At 44.6% G+C, this 23,683-nt stretch carries 25 protein-coding genes; 3 read left to right on the forward strand and 22 right to left on the reverse strand.

The genetic code is table 11. The features are described from left to right. Positions 1-23 precede the first annotated feature (23 nt). Genes B5F18_RS02025 through B5F18_RS02065 form a run of 9 tightly spaced genes read right to left on the reverse strand, consistent with a single transcriptional unit; the run spans position 24 to position 8,421 of the window. Positions 24-569, reverse strand: a complete 546-nt coding sequence (locus tag B5F18_RS02025; protein WP_087155989.1) for a Holliday junction resolvase RecU — start codon at positions 567-569, stop codon at positions 24-26. Between the two features lies 1 nt (position 570). Continuing rightward, positions 571-1,536 (reverse strand): RluA family pseudouridine synthase, encoded by a 966-nt coding sequence (locus B5F18_RS02030; RefSeq protein WP_087155990.1) that lies wholly within the window; start codon positions 1,534-1,536, stop codon positions 571-573. Between the two features lie 11 nt (positions 1,537-1,547). Beyond that, entirely contained in the window at positions 1,548-2,123 is a 576-nt protein-coding gene (locus B5F18_RS02035) for a hypothetical protein (RefSeq protein ID WP_087155991.1), read from the reverse strand. Between the two features lie 12 nt (positions 2,124-2,135). After that, on the reverse strand, positions 2,136-2,927 hold the full coding sequence (locus B5F18_RS02040) for an SDR family NAD(P)-dependent oxidoreductase (RefSeq protein ID WP_242955780.1): 792 nt from the start codon (positions 2,925-2,927) through the stop codon (positions 2,136-2,138). After that, positions 2,896-4,797 carry a YgiQ family radical SAM protein gene (locus tag B5F18_RS02045; RefSeq protein WP_087155992.1) on the reverse strand — a complete coding sequence of 634 codons (1,902 nt, stop codon included), beginning with the start codon at positions 4,795-4,797 and terminating at the stop codon, positions 2,896-2,898. Before B5F18_RS02045 ends, B5F18_RS02040 begins: the two co-directional genes overlap by 32 nt. Next, positions 4,798-5,466, reverse strand: a complete 669-nt coding sequence (locus B5F18_RS02050) for an HAD family hydrolase (protein ID WP_087155993.1) — start codon at positions 5,464-5,466, stop codon at positions 4,798-4,800. It lies immediately after the preceding gene. Next, complete coding sequence (locus B5F18_RS02055) at positions 5,460-6,164, reverse strand: pseudouridine synthase (RefSeq protein WP_242955781.1); 705 nt, start codon at positions 6,162-6,164, stop codon at positions 5,460-5,462. Before B5F18_RS02055 ends, B5F18_RS02050 begins: the two co-directional genes overlap by 7 nt. Next, positions 6,161-7,534 (reverse strand): RsmF rRNA methyltransferase first C-terminal domain-containing protein, encoded by a 1,374-nt coding sequence (locus tag B5F18_RS02060; protein WP_087155995.1) that lies wholly within the window; start codon positions 7,532-7,534, stop codon positions 6,161-6,163. The genes B5F18_RS02055 and B5F18_RS02060 overlap by 4 nt, the downstream gene beginning before the upstream one ends. A gap of 47 nt (positions 7,535-7,581) precedes the next feature. After that, entirely contained in the window at positions 7,582-8,421 is an 840-nt protein-coding gene (locus tag B5F18_RS02065; protein WP_242955782.1) for a M23 family metallopeptidase, read from the reverse strand. A gap of 93 nt (positions 8,422-8,514) precedes the next feature. Between B5F18_RS02065 and B5F18_RS02070 the strand changes: the two genes are divergently transcribed. After that, positions 8,515-9,462, forward strand: coding sequence for a nucleoside recognition domain-containing protein (locus B5F18_RS02070; protein ID WP_087155996.1), 948 nt, complete (start codon positions 8,515-8,517; stop codon positions 9,460-9,462). A 5-nt stretch (positions 9,463-9,467) separates the two neighbouring features. Here B5F18_RS02070 and B5F18_RS02075 read toward each other — a convergent pair whose 3' ends face one another. The 5 genes from B5F18_RS02075 to B5F18_RS02095 form a co-directional block, all read right to left on the reverse strand. Further along, a complete protein-coding gene (locus B5F18_RS02075; RefSeq protein WP_087155997.1) occupies positions 9,468-10,061 on the reverse strand; it encodes an ATPase in 594 nt (197 codons plus the stop codon). Beyond that, on the reverse strand, positions 10,058-10,552 hold the full coding sequence (gene coaD, locus B5F18_RS02080; protein ID WP_087155998.1) for a pantetheine-phosphate adenylyltransferase: 495 nt from the start codon (positions 10,550-10,552) through the stop codon (positions 10,058-10,060). Before coaD ends, B5F18_RS02075 begins: the two co-directional genes overlap by 4 nt. Continuing rightward, entirely contained in the window at positions 10,546-11,112 is a 567-nt protein-coding gene (rsmD, locus tag B5F18_RS02085; RefSeq protein WP_087155999.1) for a 16S rRNA (guanine(966)-N(2))-methyltransferase RsmD, read from the reverse strand. Before rsmD ends, coaD begins: the two co-directional genes overlap by 7 nt. Before the next feature lie 67 nt (positions 11,113-11,179). Continuing rightward, a complete protein-coding gene (locus B5F18_RS02090) occupies positions 11,180-13,243 on the reverse strand; it encodes a penicillin-binding transpeptidase domain-containing protein (RefSeq protein WP_242955783.1) in 2,064 nt (687 codons plus the stop codon). A gap of 2 nt (positions 13,244-13,245) precedes the next feature. Continuing rightward, positions 13,246-13,623: a BlaI/MecI/CopY family transcriptional regulator gene (locus tag B5F18_RS02095; RefSeq protein WP_087156000.1), complete on the reverse strand. Its 378-nt coding sequence runs from the start codon at positions 13,621-13,623 to the stop codon at positions 13,246-13,248. A gap of 209 nt (positions 13,624-13,832) precedes the next feature. Here B5F18_RS02095 and B5F18_RS02100 point away from each other — a divergent pair, with 209 nt between their 5' ends. After that, positions 13,833-14,039 carry an alpha/beta-type small acid-soluble spore protein gene (locus B5F18_RS02100; RefSeq protein ID WP_087156001.1) on the forward strand — a complete coding sequence of 69 codons (207 nt, stop codon included), beginning with the start codon at positions 13,833-13,835 and terminating at the stop codon, positions 14,037-14,039. Between the two features lie 94 nt (positions 14,040-14,133). Here B5F18_RS02100 and recG read toward each other — a convergent pair whose 3' ends face one another. The 3 genes from recG to B5F18_RS02115 form a co-directional block, all read right to left on the reverse strand. Beyond that, a complete protein-coding gene (gene recG, locus B5F18_RS02105) occupies positions 14,134-16,194 on the reverse strand; it encodes an ATP-dependent DNA helicase RecG (protein ID WP_087156002.1) in 2,061 nt (686 codons plus the stop codon). A gap of 155 nt (positions 16,195-16,349) precedes the next feature. Next, positions 16,350-18,020 carry a DAK2 domain-containing protein gene (locus tag B5F18_RS02110; protein WP_087156003.1) on the reverse strand — a complete coding sequence of 557 codons (1,671 nt, stop codon included), beginning with the start codon at positions 18,018-18,020 and terminating at the stop codon, positions 16,350-16,352. 16 nt (positions 18,021-18,036) lie between these two features. Then, positions 18,037-18,396 (reverse strand): Asp23/Gls24 family envelope stress response protein, encoded by a 360-nt coding sequence (locus B5F18_RS02115; RefSeq protein WP_087156004.1) that lies wholly within the window; start codon positions 18,394-18,396, stop codon positions 18,037-18,039. A gap of 197 nt (positions 18,397-18,593) precedes the next feature. On the opposite strand from B5F18_RS02115, the gene rpmB reads away from it, so the two are divergent. After that, positions 18,594-18,779 carry a 50S ribosomal protein L28 gene (gene rpmB, locus B5F18_RS02120; RefSeq protein ID WP_087156005.1) on the forward strand — a complete coding sequence of 62 codons (186 nt, stop codon included), beginning with the start codon at positions 18,594-18,596 and terminating at the stop codon, positions 18,777-18,779. 257 nt (positions 18,780-19,036) lie between these two features. Here the strand turns inward: rpmB and B5F18_RS02125 are convergent, their stop codons facing one another. Genes B5F18_RS02125 through B5F18_RS02145 form a run of 5 tightly spaced genes read right to left on the reverse strand, consistent with a single transcriptional unit; the run spans position 19,037 to position 23,675 of the window. Next, positions 19,037-19,441 (reverse strand): GerW family sporulation protein, encoded by a 405-nt coding sequence (locus B5F18_RS02125; protein WP_087156006.1) that lies wholly within the window; start codon positions 19,439-19,441, stop codon positions 19,037-19,039. Continuing rightward, entirely contained in the window at positions 19,422-20,378 is a 957-nt protein-coding gene (locus B5F18_RS02130) for a DUF2953 domain-containing protein (RefSeq protein ID WP_087156007.1), read from the reverse strand. Before B5F18_RS02130 ends, B5F18_RS02125 begins: the two co-directional genes overlap by 20 nt. 1 nt (position 20,379) lies before the next feature. Beyond that, entirely contained in the window at positions 20,380-20,721 is a 342-nt protein-coding gene (locus B5F18_RS02135) for a hypothetical protein (protein ID WP_087156008.1), read from the reverse strand. A gap of 10 nt (positions 20,722-20,731) precedes the next feature. Then, on the reverse strand, positions 20,732-22,072 hold the full coding sequence (locus tag B5F18_RS02140) for a peptidoglycan D,D-transpeptidase FtsI family protein (RefSeq protein ID WP_242955784.1): 1,341 nt from the start codon (positions 22,070-22,072) through the stop codon (positions 20,732-20,734). A 49-nt stretch (positions 22,073-22,121) separates the two neighbouring features. Beyond that, complete coding sequence (locus B5F18_RS02145) at positions 22,122-23,675, reverse strand: FtsW/RodA/SpoVE family cell cycle protein (RefSeq protein ID WP_087156009.1); 1,554 nt, start codon at positions 23,673-23,675, stop codon at positions 22,122-22,124. Between the last annotated feature and the right edge of the window lie 8 nt (positions 23,676-23,683).

A 23,683-nucleotide genomic window follows, 5' to 3' on the forward strand; every position in this document is an offset into this window, starting at 1 on the left:
TTCTAAAACGAATGTCAAGAAACTTATTTTTCTTTTGTTTCACGCGTATCTAAATCTTTTTGGATGGCATCCAGATACGGCACCATGCATCCATTTTTCAGTTCCATAAAAAATTCCGGGTCCAATTCCTCAAACCGGATACTTTTGCGTCCTCCGCCCTGTGAACGTTCCCAGAATTTTTTCAGCTCCATATACCTCATATAGTACAGCTCGTTGCGCATACTATAATAGATGATCAAAAACGCAATCCCATCCTGGCGCTCAAAAGCATCCATAAACTCTACCTGGTGTTCATGCACATTCTGCAGGGGAAAGGTGTCACTCCCGCACTCTTTTGCGTCAAAACATACAGGGATTCCCTGGACAGCGCCAATATAGTCCACTGTACTTTTCTGTTCAAAATAGGCAAGCGTGATGTGACGGTGTGTCTTGTCAATGCGCACAGGGGTTATGGGGGTCGGTATCTTTTGGATCAGGGCAAGTCCCATCTCCTGATATCGTTCATTTGTGCGGTTGATAAAGTCTTCCAGGGTAGAGCCCCGAAGTCCCCTTGAATTCCATGTTCCCATTCTATCTCCTAATCTCTTTACAAATATTCTCCAGTTCTTTTGGCAGCACAGCAGTGAATGTTTTTTGGGAAAGATTTGAAAGTTCGCCTTCCATCTTCGGCATCTCCATTCTATAGGCATGGAGAAACTGGTGCGTCAGACCATATTTTTTCTTATATTTTGTATTTACCTCCGCATCCCCGTATTTTCCATCCCCAACGATCGGATGTCCCTTACTGGCAAGATGCGCCCTGATCTGGTGTGTCCTTCCCGTGATCAAATGCACCTCCAGGAATGTCACTTCGTCTGCTGTCCACAAAGGCGTATACGTTGTCTCAATTCTTTTTGCGCCTTCTTTTTCTTCTCTTGAAACATACACCTGATTGTTCTTTTCGTCTTTCCATAGATATCCTTCTACATGCTCTTCCCTGTCAACAACTCCTTTTACAAGACAACGGTAGTATTTTTTCATTCCTCTGTCATGGAAAAGCTTTCCCATTTGCTGAAGACCTGCCATACTTTTTCCAGCAGCAATCAGTCCACTCGTATTTCTGTCCAGGCGATTGCAGATAGATGGGCGGAATGTCCGTAGCATCTCCTCTGTGATCTGACCACTCTCTAAAAGATATGTGATCACATACTCATTGAGAGAAACGTCCTGCGGTGCACTTTTCTGCGAGAGCATGCCGGCTGGCTTATTCACGATCAACACATCCTTATCCTCATAGATAATGTTGAGTTTTACAGGTTTTATCCTCTGCACTTTCACAGAAGAAAATTTCTCAATTGTCTCATCCGCCAGAAAAAACTGCACCTTGTCTCCGCTTTTGAGTTTCTCTCTGCCGTCTGCTTTCTTTTTGTTCAGGACAATATTCTTTTTGCGCAACATTTTATAGAGGAAACTTTTTGGCGCCTCATTTAAATATTTTGCCAAAAATTTGTCTAGGCGCTGCCCTTCCTCCTGCTTTGTAATCTGTACTTCCTGCATCTTCCTCTCCTCTACATGGATATATTCAACAAAACCCTTTTTATGCCTTCCTCTTTTCTCTGATTCTGCTCATGGTCCACTTTCCGCATACTGTTCAGGCCTTCCACCCTCGCTATAAACTTTGTATAATCCTGAAAGATCTTGACTGTCACTTTTGGATACCCATTTTGTTCCAACATGACCTTGATATGTCTTGCCGCATATTCCGCATCGACTTTTTTGTGGTGTGTATATCCACATACAATGTTATCTGAGATGACAAAACAATCTACGGGAAGAACCTTTTCATAGCTTGTGATCACTGTGTCAAACACAGGAGTCAAAAGATGTCCCTTTACATCAATCTCCCTTCTCACCTTGTTTGGAACCGACTTATACGGGAAGATCGTGATCACCCCGACCAATGCTTTTGACGCCGGAAGACAACCCAAAATGGCCACCACTGTCAAAAGGTTCAGCCTTGTCTTTGTCTGCACATACCCTAAAATAAAAATCGCAATGACGATCCCAAACTCAATGACAGCCATAGTAATCAGCTGTTTCTTTCTCTTATCCACATATCCTGCGCACCCTTTTGTAATCTTCATCTGTAAAACCCCTTATAAAAATTTTTTCATTAACAACAGCATCCACGTTGTCGGCATCACCTTCCACGCTGCATGAACCGCTTTCATGGAAGGCTTATACACGGACAGCCTCTTTTTTTTGGCACTGTCCAAAAGTGCCTTTCTGACAACATCCTCTGGCTTTGCCATTGACTTTTGTTTTAACTTGGAAACAGGTTTTCCGTCTTTTCCAAAAAACTCTGTATCTACAGGCCCTGGGCAGACACTTGTCACAATGATTCCTCTTCCCCTTACTTCCTCGGCAAGGGCCCTGGAATAACTTAATACATATGCCTTTGTAGCAGCATATACAGCAAACCCTGGCTGTGGTCCAAATGCCGCGGCAGATGCCACTTGAATCACTCTGCTGCCCACAGACAGATAAGGAAGGCATATCTTTGTCACCCTGGATAGTGCCAGACAATTTAATTGTATCATCTCCTCCTGGACCTCCCAGTCCATATCCGCTATGGTTCCGTCTTTTCCAACTCCTGCCGCATTGACTACAATACGCACAGCCGGTCTATTTTCCTTCAACTCCCTTTTGAGGAGAAGATATCCTTCCTCCAAAAGCAAATCTGCACACACGATCTTTATGGTCAATCCGCATTGTTTTTTCAAAGTTTCCAGGCGCTCTCTACGCCTTGCAACCACCCAGATTTCATCAATATGACGCCATTTTTTTGCAATCTGTTTTGCAAACTCTCTTCCGATTCCTGAGGAGGCCCCTGTGATCAAAGCAATATTCATCCTCTCACCTCGTCCGTGCTTTTTTCTTGTGGACATTACGTATCGTCTTCTTTTTCTTTGGTTTCTCTCTGCCCCCGGTTTCTTTTCCTTTCCCTTGTCCCGTATAACCTTTTTTCGGTCGGATCAAGCACTTTTTGTCATATCCTACCAAATCCATTCTGCCTGCCTTCTCAAGAGCTTCCAAAACCAAATCGTAATTCTTTGGGTTCCGGTACTGAATGAGTGCCCTCTGCATAGCCTTCTCGTGTGGATTCACCGGCACATAAACTGGTTTCATATCTCTTGGATCAAGACCTGTATAGTACATACAAGTGGAAATTGTGGACGGTGTCGGATAAAAATCCTGCACCTGCTCAGGCATGTAGCCAAGATCTCTTAAATACTCCGCCAACTCGATTGCTTCCTTTAGTGTAGACCCCGGATGGGATGACATCAAATAGGGAACCAAAAACTGCTTTTTCCCAATCTGTTCATTTATCTTTTTGTATTTCTGTGTAAAAGCGCGGTACACACTGTTTTTTGGTTTTCCCATACGCGCAAGCACTGCATCCGACACATGTTCCGGCGCTACCTTCAGCTGTCCGCTGACATGGTACTCACACAGTTCTCTGAAAAAAGTAACATCTTTGTCCGCCATCAAATAGTCAAAACGGATTCCGGAGCGGATAAACACCTTCTTCACATTCGGCAGTTCCCTAAGTTTGCGCAAAAGATCAAGATAATCCTTGTGATCCACATCCATATTTTTGCAAGGTGTCGGAAAAAGACACTGTCTGTTTTTGCACGCACCATGGACGAGCTGCTTTTTGCACGCCGGAGCGCGGAAATTTGCGGTCGGCCCGCCCACATCGTGGATATAACCTTTGAAATCTTCATCCCATATAAACTTTCTGGCTTCTGACAACAAAGATTCATGGCTCCTCGTCTGGATAATCCTCCCCTGATGAAAGGTAAGCGCACAGAAACTGCACGAGCCAAAACATCCCCTGTTGCTGATAAGGCTGAATTTGACCTCCTGGATCGCCGGAACTCCTCCATCCTTTTCATAGGAAGGGTGGTATGTTCTCATATACGGAAGACTGTACACCCTGTCCATCTCTGTCTGATCAAGCGGTTTGGACGGCGGATTCTGCACCACAAACAGATGATCTGAGTACGGCTCTACCAGGCGTTTTGCCTGGAATGGATCTGTGTTGCAGTACTGCGTATAAAAACTTTTCGCATAATTTTTCTTGTCCTTCTTCAGATCATCATAAGATTCCAGCACAAGGGCATCGTACACATTGTCCAGGCTTTTCACCTTGCAGACTGTACCGTCAATGTATGTGATATCCTTTACGTCAATCCCTGCATCCAAGGCCTCTGCAATCTCCAAAATGGAACGCTCTCCCATTCCATAAGAGAGCAGATCCGCTCCGGAATCCAGAAGGATAGAACGTTTCAGTTTGTCCGACCAGTAATCATAATGTGCGAGCCTGCGAAGACTTGCCTCAATTCCCCCAATGATGACCGGTGTTTTTTTGTACACCTGGCGGATCAGATTACAGTACACAACAGTCGCATAATCCGGACGTTTTCCCATCAGCCCTCCGGGTGTGTAGGCGTCCGTCTTTCTCCGTTTTTTCGACACGGAATAATGGTTTACCATGGAATCCATGTTGCCCGCAGAAACAAGAAAGCCAAGGCGCGGCTCACCAAATTCCATGATGCTCTCTTTGTTTTTCCAATCCGGCTGCGCGATCATGGCAACTTTATATCCGTTTGCCTCCAAAAGTCTGGTAATGATCGCGTGCCCAAAGGAAGGATGGTCCACATAGGCATCCCCGGATACATAGACAAAGTCTGGCCTCTCCCATCCTCTTTCTTTCATCTCTTCTTTACATATCGGTAAAAATTCCTGATTCATCTACAATACCTCATAGGTGTTATTTTTTATGTCTTCAAAACTTCTTATATAGTAATCTGCCAGCTTTCTTTTTTTCTCTTCCTGGCCTTTTGATGCTTCATCGTACACAGCGCACACTTTCATACCCGCATTTTTTCCGGCCAGAATTCCTTTTGGAACATCCTCAAACACGAGACAGTCTTTTGGATGTACGTTCAAGATGTCAGCTGCTTTTAAGTACACATCCGGCGCCGGTTTTCCGGCTTTTGCCTCGTCCGAAGTGAGCACACAGTCAAACTGTTCCCTCACTCCCCTTGCCTCTAACACCATTTCCGCCAGCTCCCTGGAATTACTTGTGGCAATGCCAGTGCGGATTCCTCTCTTTCTTAACATTCCAAGAAAATTTTGTGCTCCCGCTTTCAGCGCCACTTCCTCTTTGTATTTCTTTGCAGTCATGCGGTGCCAGTCGTCTTTCAGCTCTTCCAGCGTCAGAGGAATGACGGGAAAAATGCGAAGAAAATACGCTGCCACCTCTTCAAAACTCATGCCCTCCATTTCCTCATGGAAATTATCAGGCTCTTTTAATCCGTATTTTTTCATGTACTCTTCATCCACTGCAGCCCACACCCACATGGAATCCACAAGTGTCCCGTCCATATCAAAGATCACTGCTTTTATATCTTTTAACATAATTCATTCAGCTCCTCATTCGTAAGCTTTCTGTATTCGCCTGGTTTCAGACTTTTGTCCAGCCAAAGACTTCCCATGGAAAGTCTCTTTAAGTACAATACCTTTTTCCCCACTGATTCAAACATCCGTTTCACCTGATGATATTTGCCTTCCTGAATGGTCAGCTCAATCTCTGAAATTTCCCCTGAAGATAATATGCAAAGCCTGGAAGGTTTCGCCCTCTCTCCCTCTCCGATATCCATTCCCTCTGCAAAAATCCGGATGTCTCTTTCATCCACCATGCCCTGAATCTTTGCATAGTAGACTTTGTCCACATGTTTCCTCGGCGACAACAACCTGTGGGCCAGTTCTCCATCATTGGTGATCAAAAGCAGGCCTTCTGTGTCCTTATCCAAACGCCCTGCCGGAAACAAATCCTTGCGTTTTTTCTCCTTTATGAGCTCCAACACGGTTTTCTCCTTTTTGTCCTGTGTAGCAGACACGTATCCGGCAGGTTTGTAGAGCATATAGTACTCAAATTCCTCATAGCAGATTTTATCTCCGTCCAATGACACTTCCTGCTCATTTGGCTCCACCTTAAACTCCGGCTTTGTAACTTTGCTGCCATCCACATACACTTTTCCCTGGCGGATATATTTTTTTACTTCCTGTCTTGTCCCGGCTCCCATGTCCGCAAGATATTTATCCAGACGTATCATGCCCATCTCCATCCCGGTAAGTATTTGTTCTTCAAAGTTCCTCCTGCAAGCTTGCCCCATCCAAGCGGATATCCATCCACGCAGACGAGTCTCCATCCCTTTTCTTTTTGTGCGCACACGTCATCCACATCAATGGTCTCCCCCTTCAGATAACGCATCACCCGTTCATCCTGGCAGGACAGATCAACACAAAACGGATATTCTCCCTTTTGAAGATACATGGCAAGAGCCTGACTTGGTTCAAACCGGTTTTTCTTCACATCTCCAAGATACAGGCCTGTTCTAAGAAATCGGAGTCCCTGCACATCCGGCAGACCTTCCGGCATCAGGTACACTCTCTCTTTGTAAATCTCAAGTCTTTCCAAAGAAATCGGAGTTCTTACTTGCTTTAAAAACTCTAAAAGTTCCTCCGGAAGTTTTTTTGGCCTTTTTCCGGATTTTTTCAAAATCTCTTTCTCTGCTGGATCTCCTTTTTTAAGCAGAGCGAGATAATGGCCTTCCCCGTGCATTTTATGAGGAAAGATACGAACCGTCTTTTCCAGCTCATCCTCCCCTGATTTTCCCTTAAGTCCCTTTTCAAATCCTTCGTACGGCTCTATCGGCTGTATGGTAAATTCCGGATATTCTCTTAAAAGATGACGGATCGTTCCTTCATTTTCTTCCTCATCAAAAGTGCAGGTGGAATAGAGCATCCATCCGCCTTTTTTGAGCATCCTGGCAGCCTGGGTAATGATATTTCTTTGAATCTTCGCAAAGAAGGAAGGCCCATGCTCCTCCCACGCCTTTATTACCTTTTTATCCTTCCTGAACATTCCTTCTCCCGAACAAGGAGCATCAATCAGAATTTTATCAAAATATTCTGCAAAATAATTTTCTAATTTTCCCGGCTCCTCGCTTGAGACCAATACATTGCCGATGCCGGAAACTTCAATATTTTTTAAAAGCCCCTTTGCCCTGGAACTGCTGATGTCGTTTGCCACAAGGATGCCTTCTCTTCCAAGTTTTGCTCCAAGCTCCGTTGCTTTTCCTCCTGGGGCTGCGCAGACATCCAGCACCCTATCTCCCGGCTCCACCGGCAGCCTGTTTGCAGGCGTCATCGCACTTGGCTCCTGCAGATAGTAAAGTCCTGCAAAATAATAGGGATGTCTGGACGGCTGTTCCTTTTCTCCATCATAATAAAATCCGTTGTCTATCCACGGAATTTTTTTTATTTCAAAAGGGCAGATTTTTTCAAATTCTTCCACACTGATCTTCAAAGTGTTCACCCTAAGTCCGTACCACCTTGGCTCCTTGTAACAGGCAATATAATCTTCGTACTCTGCCCCCAATAATCTTTTCATTTTATCCGTAAATTCTACTGGTAAATTCATCTTTGTTCCTCCATTCGTATTAGTATATCATACTCACTGTAAATTCTCTAGAAATATGAAGATTTTAATTTTGAATTTTCAAGATATTGCAATATCCAATACGGATTGATACTCGTCTCTTTTCCATCCGGGTAAATATAGATGCCCAGATGCAGATGTACTGGGAACATCCCCACAGTTCCCTCTTCACCGTATCCGCTGTCTCCCATAAAACCGATGATATCTCCTGCCTTTACCTGATCCCCCACCTCCACATCAGCATAAGAATCCAGATGTGCATAATAGAAATACCCCCCGTGTTCGCTTTGGATGCCAAGCCGCCATCCCCCTTTTGGAAGCCACCCTTTGTTCACGATTTTTCCGTCCGTCATACTGACAACCGGGTAGAGACCTCTTTTATTTTCGGACGCCATGATATCCGTCCCTTCATGCCCCCTTTTTCCTCCGTAGGTCCTCGTATACATCCAGCTGTCCACATAGGAGACATTTAAGGAAGGACGGGCAGTGGAGAGCGGAACAGGAAAATAGACTACGTCACTCCAAATTGCCTCGCACAGGCTAATATACTCTTTGTAGAAACTACTCTTTCTCCACTTTTTTTCCAGTTTCTTAAAATGCTCTTCGTTGTATGGCTTTGGTTTTTTACCATGAACTGCACCCTTTTCCAGAAAATACAGTCCACTGTAGAGGGCCGGTTTCCCGCTTTTCTGTATGAAACCGAGGAATTCTTCATCCAGCACATGGCTGCGAAATAGTTCACTTTGCACGCTTTCTATGTTCAGATCATTGAGGGATGCTAAGAAAAGTATTCTCGTGATACCACACACATCCACAAAAGCCACCATACATAAGATAAGAAAAAGTTTTCCATACCGTCTTATTCGCATTTAAAAAATCCTTTTTCTCCTATCCTATGATGCAAAGGAATAAAAATTCGCAGCATTCCATAGACTGTATCAACAACCATTCAGAGGACTGTTATGAAACTTTTCTCCTTCAAAATCCTTCCAATCTGTGTCTTTTTTATTATGCTCCTCAATCCGGAATCTGTGTTTCAGGGTGCCAGCCTTGGCATCCTCCTTTGGTTTCAGACAGTCCTCCCAACACTTTTGCCTTTTGTACTCATCTCCGGACTTTTGATCCAGACGAACGCTCTTTTTTATCTTTCTTGCTTTTTTGGTCCTGCACTCTCCAAAATTTTCGGCACTTCTCCTCACGCAGCCTTTCCGATCATCGCAGGTTTCCTATGCGGGTATCCGATGGGCGCAAAAACAACCGCTGACCTTGTAAAAATGAACTATCTAAGCACGAGGGAAGGCTGTTACCTTCTCTCTTTTTGCAACAACACAAGTCCCGCTTTTCTTATGAACTTTGTCATCCTGCAAAACCTAGGGCTTCAGGAATTTGTCATTCCTTCCATCCTATTAGTCAGCGGCTCCTGCATTCTGTGCAGTTTTCTATTCCGACCTTTTTACCGGGACCATTCAGACACGAAAAACGAAGGAATCTCTTCCATACAAACGCTCAAACCTTTGTCCCGGAAATGGAATTTCTCTATTGTGGATAACTGTATCATGGACAGCTTTGAGACTGTCACCAAAGTGGGCGGCTACATTATGATCTTTTCCATCATTCTTCAGTTTTTTGCAAGACTTTTCCCGGACTCTGTGCTTTGGACACTGGGAGTTCTTCCATCCCTTGAGCTCACAAACGGAGTAGTCCTTTTGGCGCAGTCCTCACTCGCTCTTCCAGTCAAACTTTCTTCTCTTCTTGCCTTGAGCGCCTTTGGAGGATTTTGCGCCATTGCCCAGACGAGCTGCATGCTGAACGGAACAAAAATCCCGATTTTCCCTTACATAATAGAAAAACTGGTGACCGCAGCGGTCACCAGCCTTATGACTTTTCTTTACTGTATGTTTCTTTTGTAATAGTTTTATCGATTGTCGATGGCTCCCTCTGCATAATCTGCATCCGGAACCTGGGCCTCCCCCGGCATCTCCAAAGATGCACGGTTTGTGCGCACGGTCTGGTAGCACTCCTGCAGCGCTCCCACAAGGCTTTCATATCTGCTTGTATAGCTCTCCAGTGTATTGCCAAGAATCTCCTCTGCATTCAAAAGAAGGTCATTGGTGTACTGCATCGCCCCTGTGCGTATCTCATTCGCATCTGTTGTCGCACGGTCCAAAATCTCCTGTGCCTGCTCTGTGGCAGCCATCACGATCTCATTCGCCTGCGCATATGCCTGCTGCATAATCTCATGCTCGCTTACCATATCCGATGCCTGTTTCTGCGCATCCTTCACTGTGCTCTCTGCTTTTGCCTTTGCATCTGCAAGGATAGCATCTTTATTCTCAATGATCTTTTGGTAACGTTTAATCTCATCCGGTGTCTTCATGCGCAATTCACGCAAAAGTTCATCCATCTGATCTTTATTTACAATGATTTTTGTGGTAGACAATGGCTGAAATTTACAATTGTCAATATACTCCTCGATTTCTTCGATAATCTGCTCAATACGGCTGCTCATGATTTACACTCCTTCTTTTCCATTTTCTCTTGTATTTTATCGGCAACATACTCCGGCACAAACTGGGAAATATCTCCCCCGAAAGCAGCTACCTCCTTCACTGTCGTTGAACTTAAATATGAATACTTTAAACTCGTCGTCAAAAACACCGTCTCTACATCCGGCGCCAGTTTATGATTTGTCTGCGCCATCTGCAGCTCATATTCAAAATCTGTGATGGCTCTCAAGCCCCGAATGACCATCTGCGCGTTCAGCGATTTCGCGAACTCGACCAACAGTCCTTCAAATGGCATCACCTTCACATTTTGGAATTCTTTCGTGACTTCATGTAACATTTTAACACGTTCTTCTACAGAAAACAACGGAATTTTCGCATTATTGTTGAGCACGCCGACGACCAGTTCATCGACGGTCTTGGAGGAACGGCGAATGATATCCAGATGTCCGAATGTAACCGGATCAAAGCTGCCCGGGTAAACTGCTCTTAACATATTCCGTCCCCTTCCTTCTCCACAAACACATGCATGTTTGTCTTGTACTTTTTTATCTTGATCAAATGATATCCTTCTTCCAAAAGCCAGGAAAAATCGGTCTCCAATGCCGCCTCGATAATGATGACCGTATCCTGTCCGACAATGTCCGTCTTTTTGAGCTTTTGAAGTACTTCTCTCTCCATTCCTTTCAGATAAGGCGGATCCAGAAAAATATAGTCGAAAACACCTCTGCCTTCAAGATATCCGATGGCGGACAGTGCATCTTTTGCGATAACTTCTGCCTTTTCTTCCAGCTTTGTAAACTGTAAATTCTCTCGGATACATGCCACTGCTTTTGGATTCTTCTCCACAAAGACAGCCCTTTTGGCTCCCCGGCTGAGCGCTTCGATCCCAATGGCCCCGCTGCCGCCAAACAGATCCAGGAAATTACAGTCACAAAGATAGGGGGAAATCATATTAAATAATGTCTCTTTGATACGGTCCGTCGTCGGCCTCGTGTCCATGCCTTCTGGCGTCTTCAGTTTCAGACTTCCGGCACTGCCTGCTATCACTCTCATAAACTCCCTCTTTTTCGCTAGATTTCCCGTATATTATATAGATTGTGGACCGGCTTGTCAATGCTTGCTATTGTAAGTAGGCGGCAAAAATCTCACGTATCTTTGCATTGATGTAACCGTGCTCTTTGCCTTGGATATCCTGCACCATACTGATAATTTCAAGCTGCTTTTCCTCACTTTCATCGGTCTGGCATGCCAGCCATCCAAACTCTGTGGCTCCCTCCTCATCCTTGCTTTGTTTTGTCTCCGCAGTTCCTGTCTTTCCAAAGAGCTTATGGCCGTCCAGATATGCAGCATGCCCGGTCCCCCTTGGATTTTCCAAAACCTGTACAAGTGCATCTTTGACCTGGCTTACCGCCTCCTGTGAAAAGACGTTTTCTTTGTACACCTCTCCCGTTCCGTCTGTCAGAAGAAGTGTCGGCTTTATCATGTTTCCGTTGTTGGAAAGCGCTGTGTAAATGCTCGCAAGATGAACCGGATTTGCAAGCACCTGACCTTGCCCATATCCAGTGTCTGCAAGCTGGATCTCATTGTCAATTTTATCATCCGTTCCAAACGTAGACTCTGTCAAAGCCAGCTCAAACGGCACTTTCTCAGAAAATCCGATAGACCGAAAACCGTCGATCAAATCTTCTGCTCCGATCTTCAGCGCAGCTTTTGCAAAATAAATGTTGTCGGAGAAAATAAGTGCATTTTTCATATTTGCCTCACTGCCGTAATCTGTAAGGGTCGTCACATGGTACCCTCCCCAGCTTTCATCCTTCTGCCAGGAAAGTCCCTCATATCCGAAATTCTCATTCGGATCAAGTTTTCCTTTTGTAATCCCAATCATGGCCACGACTGGTTTAAAGGTGGAACCTGGAACCCAGGACGCCAAAAAACGGTTGGTCAGCGGCTGTTTTCCGTTCTCATCGTTTAATTCTTTCCACCTTGCATCGGAAATGCCCCAGATAAATTCATTCGGGTCATACCCAGGTGTGCTGACAAGCGCAAGTACTTCCCCTGTTTTTGGATCCATCGCCACATCCGCACCGCAGTCGTCCCTGAATGCATTGTAAAGATTCTGCTGAAGGGAAACGTCAATACTGACTGTGATATTTTTTCCATCTTCCCCATCTTTTGAGGCGATCGTTCCCACAAGCGTTCCTTCCTCATCCTCTATATAGATCGAGTATCCATCCTTTGCGCGCAGCTGCTCCTCATACACCTTCTCAAGTCCGGCCTTTCCAATGAGACTCCCGCTGCTGTAACCCTGTCCTTCCAATTCCTTTAGCTGATCTTCGTTGATGCTCTGCACATAGCCTGTCAAGTGTCCGGCTGCCTCGCCGTACGGATAGACGCGCCCTTCCACCGTCTGAATGAGCACACCTTTGCATTGCAAAAGAGCAGTTTCTTTCTCCGTGTCGTCTTTTGCCATCTTCTTAAGCGGCACATATGAATCATCCTGTACCCAGGATGCTGAGAGCTCATTGTTGATATCTTCAGCGGTCATATCAAGGATAGACGCAATCTTCTGGATTGTCTCCTCCTTGTTTTCCGGCAATTTCCCAGGAACGAGCCCCACTTCCGAAACTTCCCCGTCCTCTGCAAGAACATTCCCGTTTCTGTCTAAAATGCTCCCTCTCTTTGCCGGAGCGGTGTCCACTCTGACTTTGCATTTCTCTGAAAGCTTTGGAAAGATAAGATTGGAATTCCACTCTAATTTAAACTGCTTTTCCTTATCTCTCGTAAGATCTGCTGTATTTTCAAAAGTACTTTCTCCGCCAAGTGTCTGCATGGTTGTGGTGTAGACCAGTCTAGCCTTGTTACCGGAAATCTCAGACTCTTCCTCTGACACTTTGATCTGAATCTTGGTACATCCGATTCCATCGTAGATTTTTTGATTTCTTTCTACGAACTCTTCTTTTGAAAATTCCTTTTTCGCACTGTCGGAGAGATAGCTGTACATATCCTCATACTTTTTGTCTTCCACAAGCTGAAAATAATTTTTCAATGTATCCTGTGCGCTGACTCTATTCTTTTTGGAATTCTTTACCACGAACAGCGCCACAACCGCTGCAACCACCAAGACAGCCACAACCGCAAACAAGATCGCGGCCATCCTCTTTCCTTTTTTTCTTTTCCTTGTCATTTTCATTTCCTCCTTCCCTTTTCCAATGAATCCAAATAAGTTTTGAGCTCCTCAATCTCTTCCATATCAAGCTCTTTTCCGTCATACAAGGTGGAGACAAACATTTTCACAGAATTGTGATAAAGCTTTTTGAGCATCATCCTTCCTTCTTTTTTAGAAAATTCTTCATATGTAATCCGCGGTGCATAGTAATTGACTCTGCCTTCTTTTTGACAGGACAAATAACCTTTATCCACAAGCCGGGACAAAAATGTCAGCACAGATGTTTTCTTCCAGTCTTTTCTGTCCAAACAGGCGATCACATCCGCGGATGTGACTGTCCTGCCCATATTCCACACCGCCAGCATCACTTCCATCTCCGCATTTGATATCTGTCTCATGTATTTCCCCACTTTCTGTTTTTGTCTCACATATTTATTCTATGTTTGTAGAACGAAAAAGTCAATGTTCTTTTTCTCAAAACCGTACATTTCAATCGCGCTTTTTTCAAAAAAACAGGCAAAATTTACTAGTTTAAAAGATTCTTTTTGCTCACATACTACCATCGTAACACAAAAACAATATGTTACAACAAAGGAGGAAATCGATTATGAATAGTAATTCATCAAACAGAGCAGCAGTACCAGAAGCAAAGGAAGCGTTGAACAGATTCAAATACGAGGTAGCAAATGAACTTGGTGTTCCGTTGAAAGAAGGATACAACGGCGACCTCACTTCCAGACAGAACGGTTCTGTCGGAGGCTATATGGTGAAGAAGATGATCGAGCAGCAGGAAAAACAGATGGCCGGCAAATAGTGAAATCATCTTTTGACATCTGACGTTTCAGAAATTAAAAAGCGTATCGGTATCCGCCGAAAAAGGCTCATACCGATACGCTTTTTCCATATATTTATAAGGTAGTTTCAAGAACAATACCCTCTGAGTACCGTTCAATCTTCTCCCTCAACATCGCATGTTCAGATTCCTCCAGTTCCGGATCTTTTTCCAGGATCTCACCTGCCGCATCGTTTGCAAGTTTCAGCACATCTGCATCCTGGAAGACATCTGCAATCTGAAAATCCATCAAGCCGCTCTGCCGGATCCCAAACAAGTCTCCCGGCCCTCTCAGTTTCAGATCTTCTCCTGCAATAAAAAATCCATCATTGGAGTGATTCAAAATCTCGAGTCTCTTTTTTGTCTCTTTTGATTTTGACGCAGTCATAAAAATACAGTAAGACTGGTGCGCTCCTCTCCCCACCCGGCCTCTTAGCTGATGGAGCTGGGCAAGTCCGAACCGCTCTGCATTTTCCACCATCATCACTGTTGCATTTGGCACATTGATACCAACTTCAATGACGGTCGTGGACACTAGGATATCGATCTCCTTTTTGGCAAACGCCTCCATGATCTCATCTTTCAGACTCTGTTTCATCTTTCCGTGCAGACATGCAATCCGCAGCCCGTCTCCCATCTCTTCCTCCAGCATCTTTGCATAGTCAGTGACATTTTCCGCATCCATAGCCTCGCTCTCCTCCACCATCGGACAAATGACATAGCACTGTCTGCCCTCCTCCACCTGCTGTCTCATAAAACGATAGGAATTCTTCCGGTAACTGGTATCCACCACACAGTTTTTTACAGGCAAACGGTCTTTCGGCAATTCATCGACCACGGAAATATCCAGTTCCCCATAGAGGATAATGGCAAGAGTGCGCGGAATCGGCGTGGCACTCATAACAAGAATATGGGGCTCTCTGCCTTTTGCCGCCAGAGTCTCTCTTTGTTTGACACCAAACCGGTGCTGCTCATCCGTCACAACAAGGGCAAGGTTTTTGTACTCTACTTTCTCCTGGATAAGGGCATGGGTTCCAATGATAAGTGATGCCTCGCCGTTTCGGATTCTTTCGTAAGTTTCCCTTTTTTCTTTTGCACGCATGGAGCCCGTCAAAAGCTCAACTTTCAGATTCAGTCCATGCACTTCCAAAAGTTCTGATATCCCCTCATAATGCTGTTTTGCCAACACTTCCGTAGGCGCCATCAGCGCTCCCTGGAATCCATTCAGTCCAGCATAGAACAGCGCAAGGACAGCGAGAATGGTCTTTCCCGAGCCCACATCTCCCTGGATCAGCCTTGCCATGACATGCGCTCCATTCATATCCCTTTCTATCTCCCCCCAAACCCTCTTCTGTGCTCCAGTCAACTCAAAAGGCAGGTCTTCTACAAATTTTTCAAGCAGTGGCTGGCGCTGAAACATAAAAGAATTTTTCATCTTCTCATTCTTCTGTCTGATCCTCCGAAGAGTCAGGATGAACAAAAGGAATTCCTCAAAGACCAGCCTTTTTCTGGAATAAAAAAGCTGCTCCTTATCTTTTGGAAAATGCACGCCGCGGTACGCATAATTATATTCTGCCAGCTTATATTTCATCCGCATGTCCTCTGGAAGAAATTCCTGTTCAAGCTCAATTTTCTCCAGAGCCTGGCTCATCATTTTCATGACCTGATTGTTCGTAAGACCTGCGGTCAGAGGATACACCGGCTGCAGCGTGTCCAGCTTTTTCTCATATGTCTGCGCCGGAAAAAACATCTCCGGATGCTCCATCAAAAGTCCTTCCCGCTTTCTCACCAGTTTCCCCCGCACGATCAAACGCTCTCCGGGCCGCAATGTATTCTTCAAAAAAGGCATGCGAAACCAAAGAACCTTTATACTCCCGCTCTCATCCTTCAAACAAATAGTAGTCACCTGTCGGAAACGGTTTCCCCCGGTCTTTACCGCTCCATTGATCACTCCGGAAACCGTGGCCACCTCTCCCTCCTTTAGCTCCTGGATGGGCTTTGGTCTTTCGTAGAGCTGGTATCCTCTTGGAAATAGCCGGATGAGTTCTCCAACAGTGTGCACACCAAGCTTGGCAAACAACCCTTTTGTCTTTTCGCCGACCCCTTTTATCACTGAAATATTATCCGTCTCCCTCACATTTCCACCCTTTCTTTTCCTGGCAGAGGAGAAAGCGGGCAAGCCCACTTCAACTCCCCGCTTCTTCCCTCACTCATGAGATGCCCTCCACTTTGGCAATACCTCTAGAAAAAAGAGGATGCCGCATCTTTACTCTTCACAGCATCCTCTGTCATTTATTCTACGGCCAATACATAATAGTAGATTGGCTGCCCTCCGTAATGGATATCAATATCAATGTCCGGATACATCTCTTCCAGTTTGGAAGAAAGATTGGCCGCATCCTCCTCAGACACTTCCTCTCCATAGTACAGGCTGATCAATTCTGCATTCACATCCACAAGATTCTCCAAAGTCTCTTTTGTCGTCTGCTCCACGGAAGTTCCAACTGCAAGAATTCCATCATCACCGATTCCCATGATGTCTCCCTCATGGATCTCTTTGTCATCAATCTTCGTATCCCTCACCGCATAGGTGATCTGTCCGGATTTCACATTTTTAATCTCCTCAAGCATCACCGCTTCATTTTCCTTTGCAGACTGCTCCGGCATAAAATTGATCACAGCAGTGATTCCCTGAGGAACAGTCTTTGTAGGGATAACGATCACTTCCTTGTCTTTTACAAGGGAACGGGCCTGGTTTGCCGCTAAAACAATATTTTTATTGTTTGGCAAAATAAACACACTGTCCGCATTGACCGCATCAATCGCTGTCAGCATATCCTCGGTGCTCGGATTCATTGTCTGGCCTCCCTCGATGATGTAGTCCACACCAAGCTCCTTGAAGATTTCATTCAACCCTTTTCCAATGGACACGGCAATGAAACCAATCGGCTTTCTAGGTCCTTTCTTTTTTGCCTCTTCTTCTGCCTTCTGCTGTGCAGCTATTTTCTCCGCATCACGGATCAGTTTCTCCTCATGCTCCTCCCGCATATTGTCTATCTTCATGCGGGAGAGCTGTCCGTAAGTGAGTGCCTTCTGAATGGCCAGCCCAGGGTCATTTGTGTGTACATGTATCTTCACTACATCATCGTCCGCCACACATACAATGGAATCCCCGATTGATTCCAGGTAAGCCTTGAATTCATGCTCGTCCTTATCCGTAAACTCTTTCTCTGTCAAAATAATAAATTCTGTACAATATCCGAATTTAATATCAGCAGATGCCTCCTGACTGATTTTTGTCACCGTTTTGCTCTCGCTTGGCCTGATGGCTGTATAGTCGATCTCTTTTCCAAGAAACGCGTCATAGGCACCCTTGATGATTTCCATCAATCCCTGTCCTCCGGAATCCACAACACCTGCCTCTTTCAACACTGGCAGCATCTCCGGTGTCTTTGAAAGCACTTCCTCTCCGTAAGCAATCACTTTTGGAAGAAATTCCTCCAGATCATCTGTCTCAAGCGCAAGCTCCATGCCTCTCTCTGCCATACCCTTTGCGACAGTCAGGATCGTTCCTTCTTTTGGCTTCATTACAGCCTTGTATGCAGTTTCCTTTGCTTTGACAAGCGCATTTGCCAAAATGGGCACATCAATCTCCTCATGTTCTTTGATCCCTTTTGTAAATCCGCGGAAAAGCTGGGATAGGATAACCCCGGAGTTACCTCTTGCCCCCCGGAGGGATCCGGAAGAAATTGCTTTTGCCAAAGCTTTCATATCCGGTTCCTCCAGAGCACTCACCTCTCTTGCCGCCGACATAATGGTGAGCGACATGTTCGTCCCTGTGTCGCCGTCCGGCACCGGAAATACATTCAATTCATTAATATATTCTTTTTTCGCCTCAATATTAGATGCCCCTGCCAAAAACATCTTTGACAGCATCTTTACATTGATTGTTCTGGTTGACACAATTTGTTCCTCCTTGTTAATCAATCACTCTGACACCTTCAATGTAGATGTTGATCTTATCTACAGTCAGTCCTGAGAATTCTTCTACTTTATATTTTACATTACTCATCAGATTTTCTGTCACTGCCTGGATGCTAACCCCATAAGATACAATGACATGAAAATCCAGGGTGATCTTATTGTCATCTGATAAGCTGACATGGATTCCCTTTGTCAGGCTTTCCCTTTTCAAAAGATGTACCAGACCATCTTTCATGCTAACTGCCGCCATACCTACGATACCGAAACATTCTACGGCGACAGAACCCGCATACTTCGCAATCACTTCGGAGTCAATCGTAATAATGCCAAGTTCCGTACTAATACTTCCTCTCATATAATCTATACCTCCAATCCTAATCTGATAGAATTTTTTGCGAACGAATTCAAATGTATTATACTCTGTTTACCTATATTTTACAACATTTGATTCAAAAACTTAAATAAGGCTTGCAAAATTTAATTTTATCTGCTAAAATATCAAATGTTGTAAGTCTAGCATATAGACATAGTTGTTCGTTAGGAGGTGCAGTCATGGCTAAATGTGCTATTTGTGAAAAGGGTGCTCATTTCGGAAATAATGTAAGCCACTCTCATAGAAAGACACCAAAAATGTGGAAGTCAAATGTAAAGTCTGTTCGTGTTAAAACAGCAGGCGGAGCAAAAAGAATGTACGTATGTACTTCTTGCTTGAAATCCGGAAAAGTAGAAAGAGCTTAATGAAACGAATGCAAAAAAGGAATGTCAATGATGGCATTCCTTTTTCTTTTCCTCAGCAGCAGAAAAGCTGATAGCTGATAAGCAGGCAGATAAGTATGATTAATATGCCGACAAACAGACTCGGAATAAAAATCATGATCGTCATTCCCACCGCTATGAAAAACAGTGCAAATCCTATCAATCGGCGCATACCCGTCACTTCATTTCCAAAACATCGTCTATAATCCCAGTGTATGCGCCCGGCTTGATTTTATGTCTTATTTCTTTTCTCTATTCGCTTCGTCCAAAAGTTCGGATACATCGTCCTCTGTAAATTTCTCTTCTTTTCTTGAAGAAAAGCGATCCAGCAAATCCGGGACCATATCCAGAAGCTTTGTAATGGTATCCTGATTGCGGATATTTACCAGCCTTGTCGTTCCGTTGTGCAGCACAAGCACCGCACTTGGAACCATCTTGCCACCCACACCGCCGGTTCCTCTCTCCTTTTTTTCACCCTGAAAAGCGCCTGCCCCTATGGCAAAAGAAACATCCACGAGGGGAAGGATGATGGTATCCCCTATATGAATCGCATCGCCGACCACTGTCTTTGACGAGATCACACTGTCAATCCCATTTATCAGTGACTCTACTGTATTTTTGATATTATTGCTGCTCTCCGCCATGTTCTTTTCCTCCCACTAATTTCTTTCCGATATGCCGGATATGTTTGTATGTTGTCCTTACGTCCTTACTCCAGAACAGATCCCAGATCACTTTCATAAACCAGGAAAACCGTATTTTCCCCTTCATATACAGGCTGCCTCTTAGAATTCTCTGTTCAAAATCCGGAGTGATATGCATATCTTCTCCCATAAAAGGATATAGGATACTAAGAAAAGCCAGGGCCTGACCTGTGTGGTAAGGATCCTCAAATCCAAAAAGGATACTGCTCTTTATTCTGTCCGGTTTCATCTTTTTTAACAGCCAGGACAGTTCTTTTTTTCCTTTCTCCCACGCATTCTTATGCGCATCGCAGGAAATAAATTTTACGATCATCTCTTTTTTTTGATTCAGTATCCTTATCTTATCACAGATCGTCCGGAAAGTATACGCAATCTTTTCTTTCCATGCAGAAAGCCTGTCCGCAAAAGATGACTTTTTTCGTGAAGATTTTTCTTCCGTCTCGTCTTCCTGCTGTTCATTGCGCACCCTTTTTTTTGTTTCACTGACCTCCCCAGTTGTTTCCTCTCTTATTTTTTCTGCTTTTACGGATTCCCCTGTCTTTTCCTCTGAGACACTATTTTTCTCCTCTTCCGTCTTCTCCTCGTTCCAGGAATCTTCCATTGCCGGTTCGGATTTTCCATGCATCTTTTTCCAAAACAGCTTAATTTTCCAGTTATACTCCTTCCCTTCCGCTTTTACCTCAAATTTCAAGAGTCCAAGCAGCCAGGATATGGAAACATTTGCCCTTAAACTTTCAAGATCTCCCCAGTAGGATGCCCTGGCCTGATAGCGCACTGCATGAAAAAGGACAGTACAAAGCAGCAATACGAGAATTCCCAGTACCGCTGCTATCAGTATTCCTAAAATTTTTAAAATGACAAGCAATATATGAATCATCCTACTCTACCTTGCTCCCACTTTCCATATGATGCCATTTTTCAAGCACATCCCGGATATCTGCACTGTTTGTCTTCTTATAGACATCATCCACGATGCGCTCAGTCACCTTAAGCGCCTCACCGTATCCTGCTGCCATGCCCACAACCAGATAGTCTTTCTCTTTAAACCAGTCCTGTTTCAGTAAAATGGAATCGAAAAACTCCAGCTGGTTGTGGGAACTTTCCGGTAGAACGATAAGATATGTATTCCACACCGTCCCTCCCTTGTTAAGTTTCTCCTTTATTTTCTGGCAGCGCCTGGCAATCTGCTCTCCCACATATAAATTTCTATAATATTCCATGTTCCCTCATCTACCTATTGCTGTAATACGTATCGAAAACTTTCTTTGCTATCGGCACCGCTCTGGCTCCGGTGTCATCTGCTCCCTCAATCACCACGCTGATGACAAGCTCTGGATTGTCCACATTGGAAAACCCTATAAACCAGGAGTGGCTTTTGCTTTTATCACTACTGTACTCTGCAGTTCCTGTTTTTCCGGCAGCTGTATAGCTGCTGCTTTTTAGTTGAGTTGCTGTTCCCTCCTCCACAACGGATGTCATGTAATCTTTCAACTGTGCCGCCTCTTTTGCTGTCATGAGTTCTTTGTATTCTTCCGGCATATATTTCTTGATCTGTGTTCCTGTATTGTTCTTGATCTCGCTTACAAGATACGGTTTCATCAAGGTTCCGTTATTTGCGACCGCAGCTGTGATCAATGCCATGTGATATGGGCTCACCTGTGTTTTTCCCTGTCCCATGGCGGTCATCATGATTTCACCGTCACTCGTGTTCTCTGTAACTTCAAAATCACTTTCTCTGTAAGGAAGGACTCTTGGCAGTTTTGAATTGAACAAAAGCTCCTCTGCAGTCTTTCTGTACTGTTTCTTGTCCAGCCCAAGTCCGATATTTGCAAAAGCCGCATTGCACGAATTTGCGATGGCTGACCTCAAAGTTTCATGTCCGTGCACAATTTTGTTGAAACAGTGGATCGTCAGATCATTGTGCGTGATTTTTCCTTCACAGTCGTATTGATAGGAATCATAGTTTGGATTCTCGCGCATGTATTCCAGTGTGGTGACGATCTTAAAGGTTGATCCTGGCGCATACGCGCCCTGTGTTGCCCTGTTGACCAAAATCCCGTTTGTGTCCTGGTTGATCTCCGCCCAGTCCTCCTCCACGGTGTTTGGATCAAATGCAGGTTTGGATACCATGGACAGAATTTTCCCGGTACTTGCCTCCATCACCACAACTGCTCCTTTATTGTCCCCCAGGGCATCGTAGGCCGCCTCCTGTAGATCCGCATCCAGCGTAGTCACCACATTGTCCCCCTCATTTTTTTCCCCTTTGAATTCATTGCTGATCTTCTCAAGGAAAAAAGAATTGGAGGTGAGGAGATCAAAATTATTTTGAGACTCCAAACCGCTTTTCCCGTGCACTGAATATCCTACAACATGTGCAAACATTTCTCCGTACGGGTAATTGCGGATCTCATTGCCATCCTCATCTGTCACCGTCTCGGCGAGAATCTCTCCATCCTTGTCAAGGATCTTTCCCCGGATGACTCTGTCTGCCATCAGATCCTGTCTTTGATTATACGGACTGTTGATGACATCTTTGCTTTTCACTGCATTGAAATATCCAAGGTATCCCATCATTGCAAGAAACAAAGCAATGAATACATAGGTGATCCTTGCGAACTCCTTATTCGCCGCGCGTTTTTTTCTTCCTTCCTTCGTCTTCTTTTTCCCTGAGGGTCTCTCTGACGACTGCACCGATCTCCTCATCGATGCTGTAGTCCCTCTGATATCCTCCTCGTCTGGACGGCGCCTTTGTGATCCTTGTTTCCTCCGGCCTTCTTGCATCCTTCTTTCTCGCTGCTCCCATTCGTCTCTTCTGTTGTCCCTTTCTCTTCTCCCTTTGTAACTGTCTTGCTTTCTCTCTCTCAATGCTTTCTTCCTCGTCTTCCCTTAATATGTATAAGCCCTGTATGATCGCAAACATGATGAAAGTACTCAGTATAGAACTTCCACCGTAACTTACAAACGGCAATGTCACTCCTGTAAGAGGAATAAACTTTGTGACCCCGCCGATCGTCAGGAAAACCTGAAAAATATAACAGGTGCCAAGACCAAGAGCTACCAGTTTATAAAACATATCTCTAAGCTGCATCGCAATGTTCAAAAACATGATATAACAGCTTAAGCAGACCAAAATCATACAGAGTGCGAATATCAATCCCATCTCCTCTGAAATGGCTGCAAAAATAAAATCTTCAGATACAACAGGAATACTCTCCGGTTTTCCCTGGAAAAGTCCAAGTCCAAACCAGCTTCCTGTACCGATCGCCATCAGCGCCTGTGCCACCTGCTGGCCTCCATTGTCATAGGCTGCAAACGGATCCTTCCAGACAATAACCCTTGTCCTGACGTGTCCAAATAAATGGTAGGCCGCCACAGAGGCGACGGCTCCGGATCCAAGCCCTGCCAGCATATAGAGCGGCTGTTTTGTTGCCACATAGAGCATCACCAGATAAACCACAAAGATAATCAGAGCAGCCCCCAAATCTCTGGATGCAACTAAGATCAGCACATGAAACGCTGCAAGGATCGTGGTGACAACTACGTTTTTAAATGTGGTGGATTTCGCAAAACTGGATGCCACAAAAAACACAAACACGATCTTTACCAGCTCGGAAGGCTGAATGCTCACGCCTCCGAAAGAAAACCCAAGTTTCGCTCCATCCGAGGTAACGGCTGCCACAGCCACCACGCCAAGGGAAAGAATTCCAAGCACTGCATATAAAACCCGCAGCTTAGAAAGCTGTTTCACTTTTCTTATAATGACCGGAACCACCATGCTGACTGCCATTGATACAGCGGCAAAAATACACTGTTTCAACACTCTTGTATAGTTCAGCCTTGTCAGCATGATAAATCCAATGCTTAAAAGCATACACATGTTGTTTACGACAAGCCTTGAAACTTTCGGATAGATCATTGTGTACAGTTTGCTGATCAGCAGCAAAAGGATTACCTGAACCCCATACATTCCCGCAATCTTTACATCCCATTTTATCAGGAACATGTTCAGAAATGCTACGAAATGAATGATAAACATCAGGTGCATCTGACGGTTTAAGATTCTTTCTTTCTTTTCATAATCGTGGTACCCGAAAACACTGAAACACGAATATACATAGACAATGATCAGGAAAACCATCAGATATTTGGAAATTTCTGTTATGATATTAATCAACTCTTCAC

The organism is Lachnoclostridium sp. An181, from assembly GCF_002160325.1.
Taxonomy (GTDB): Bacteria; Bacillota; Clostridia; order Lachnospirales; family Lachnospiraceae; genus An181.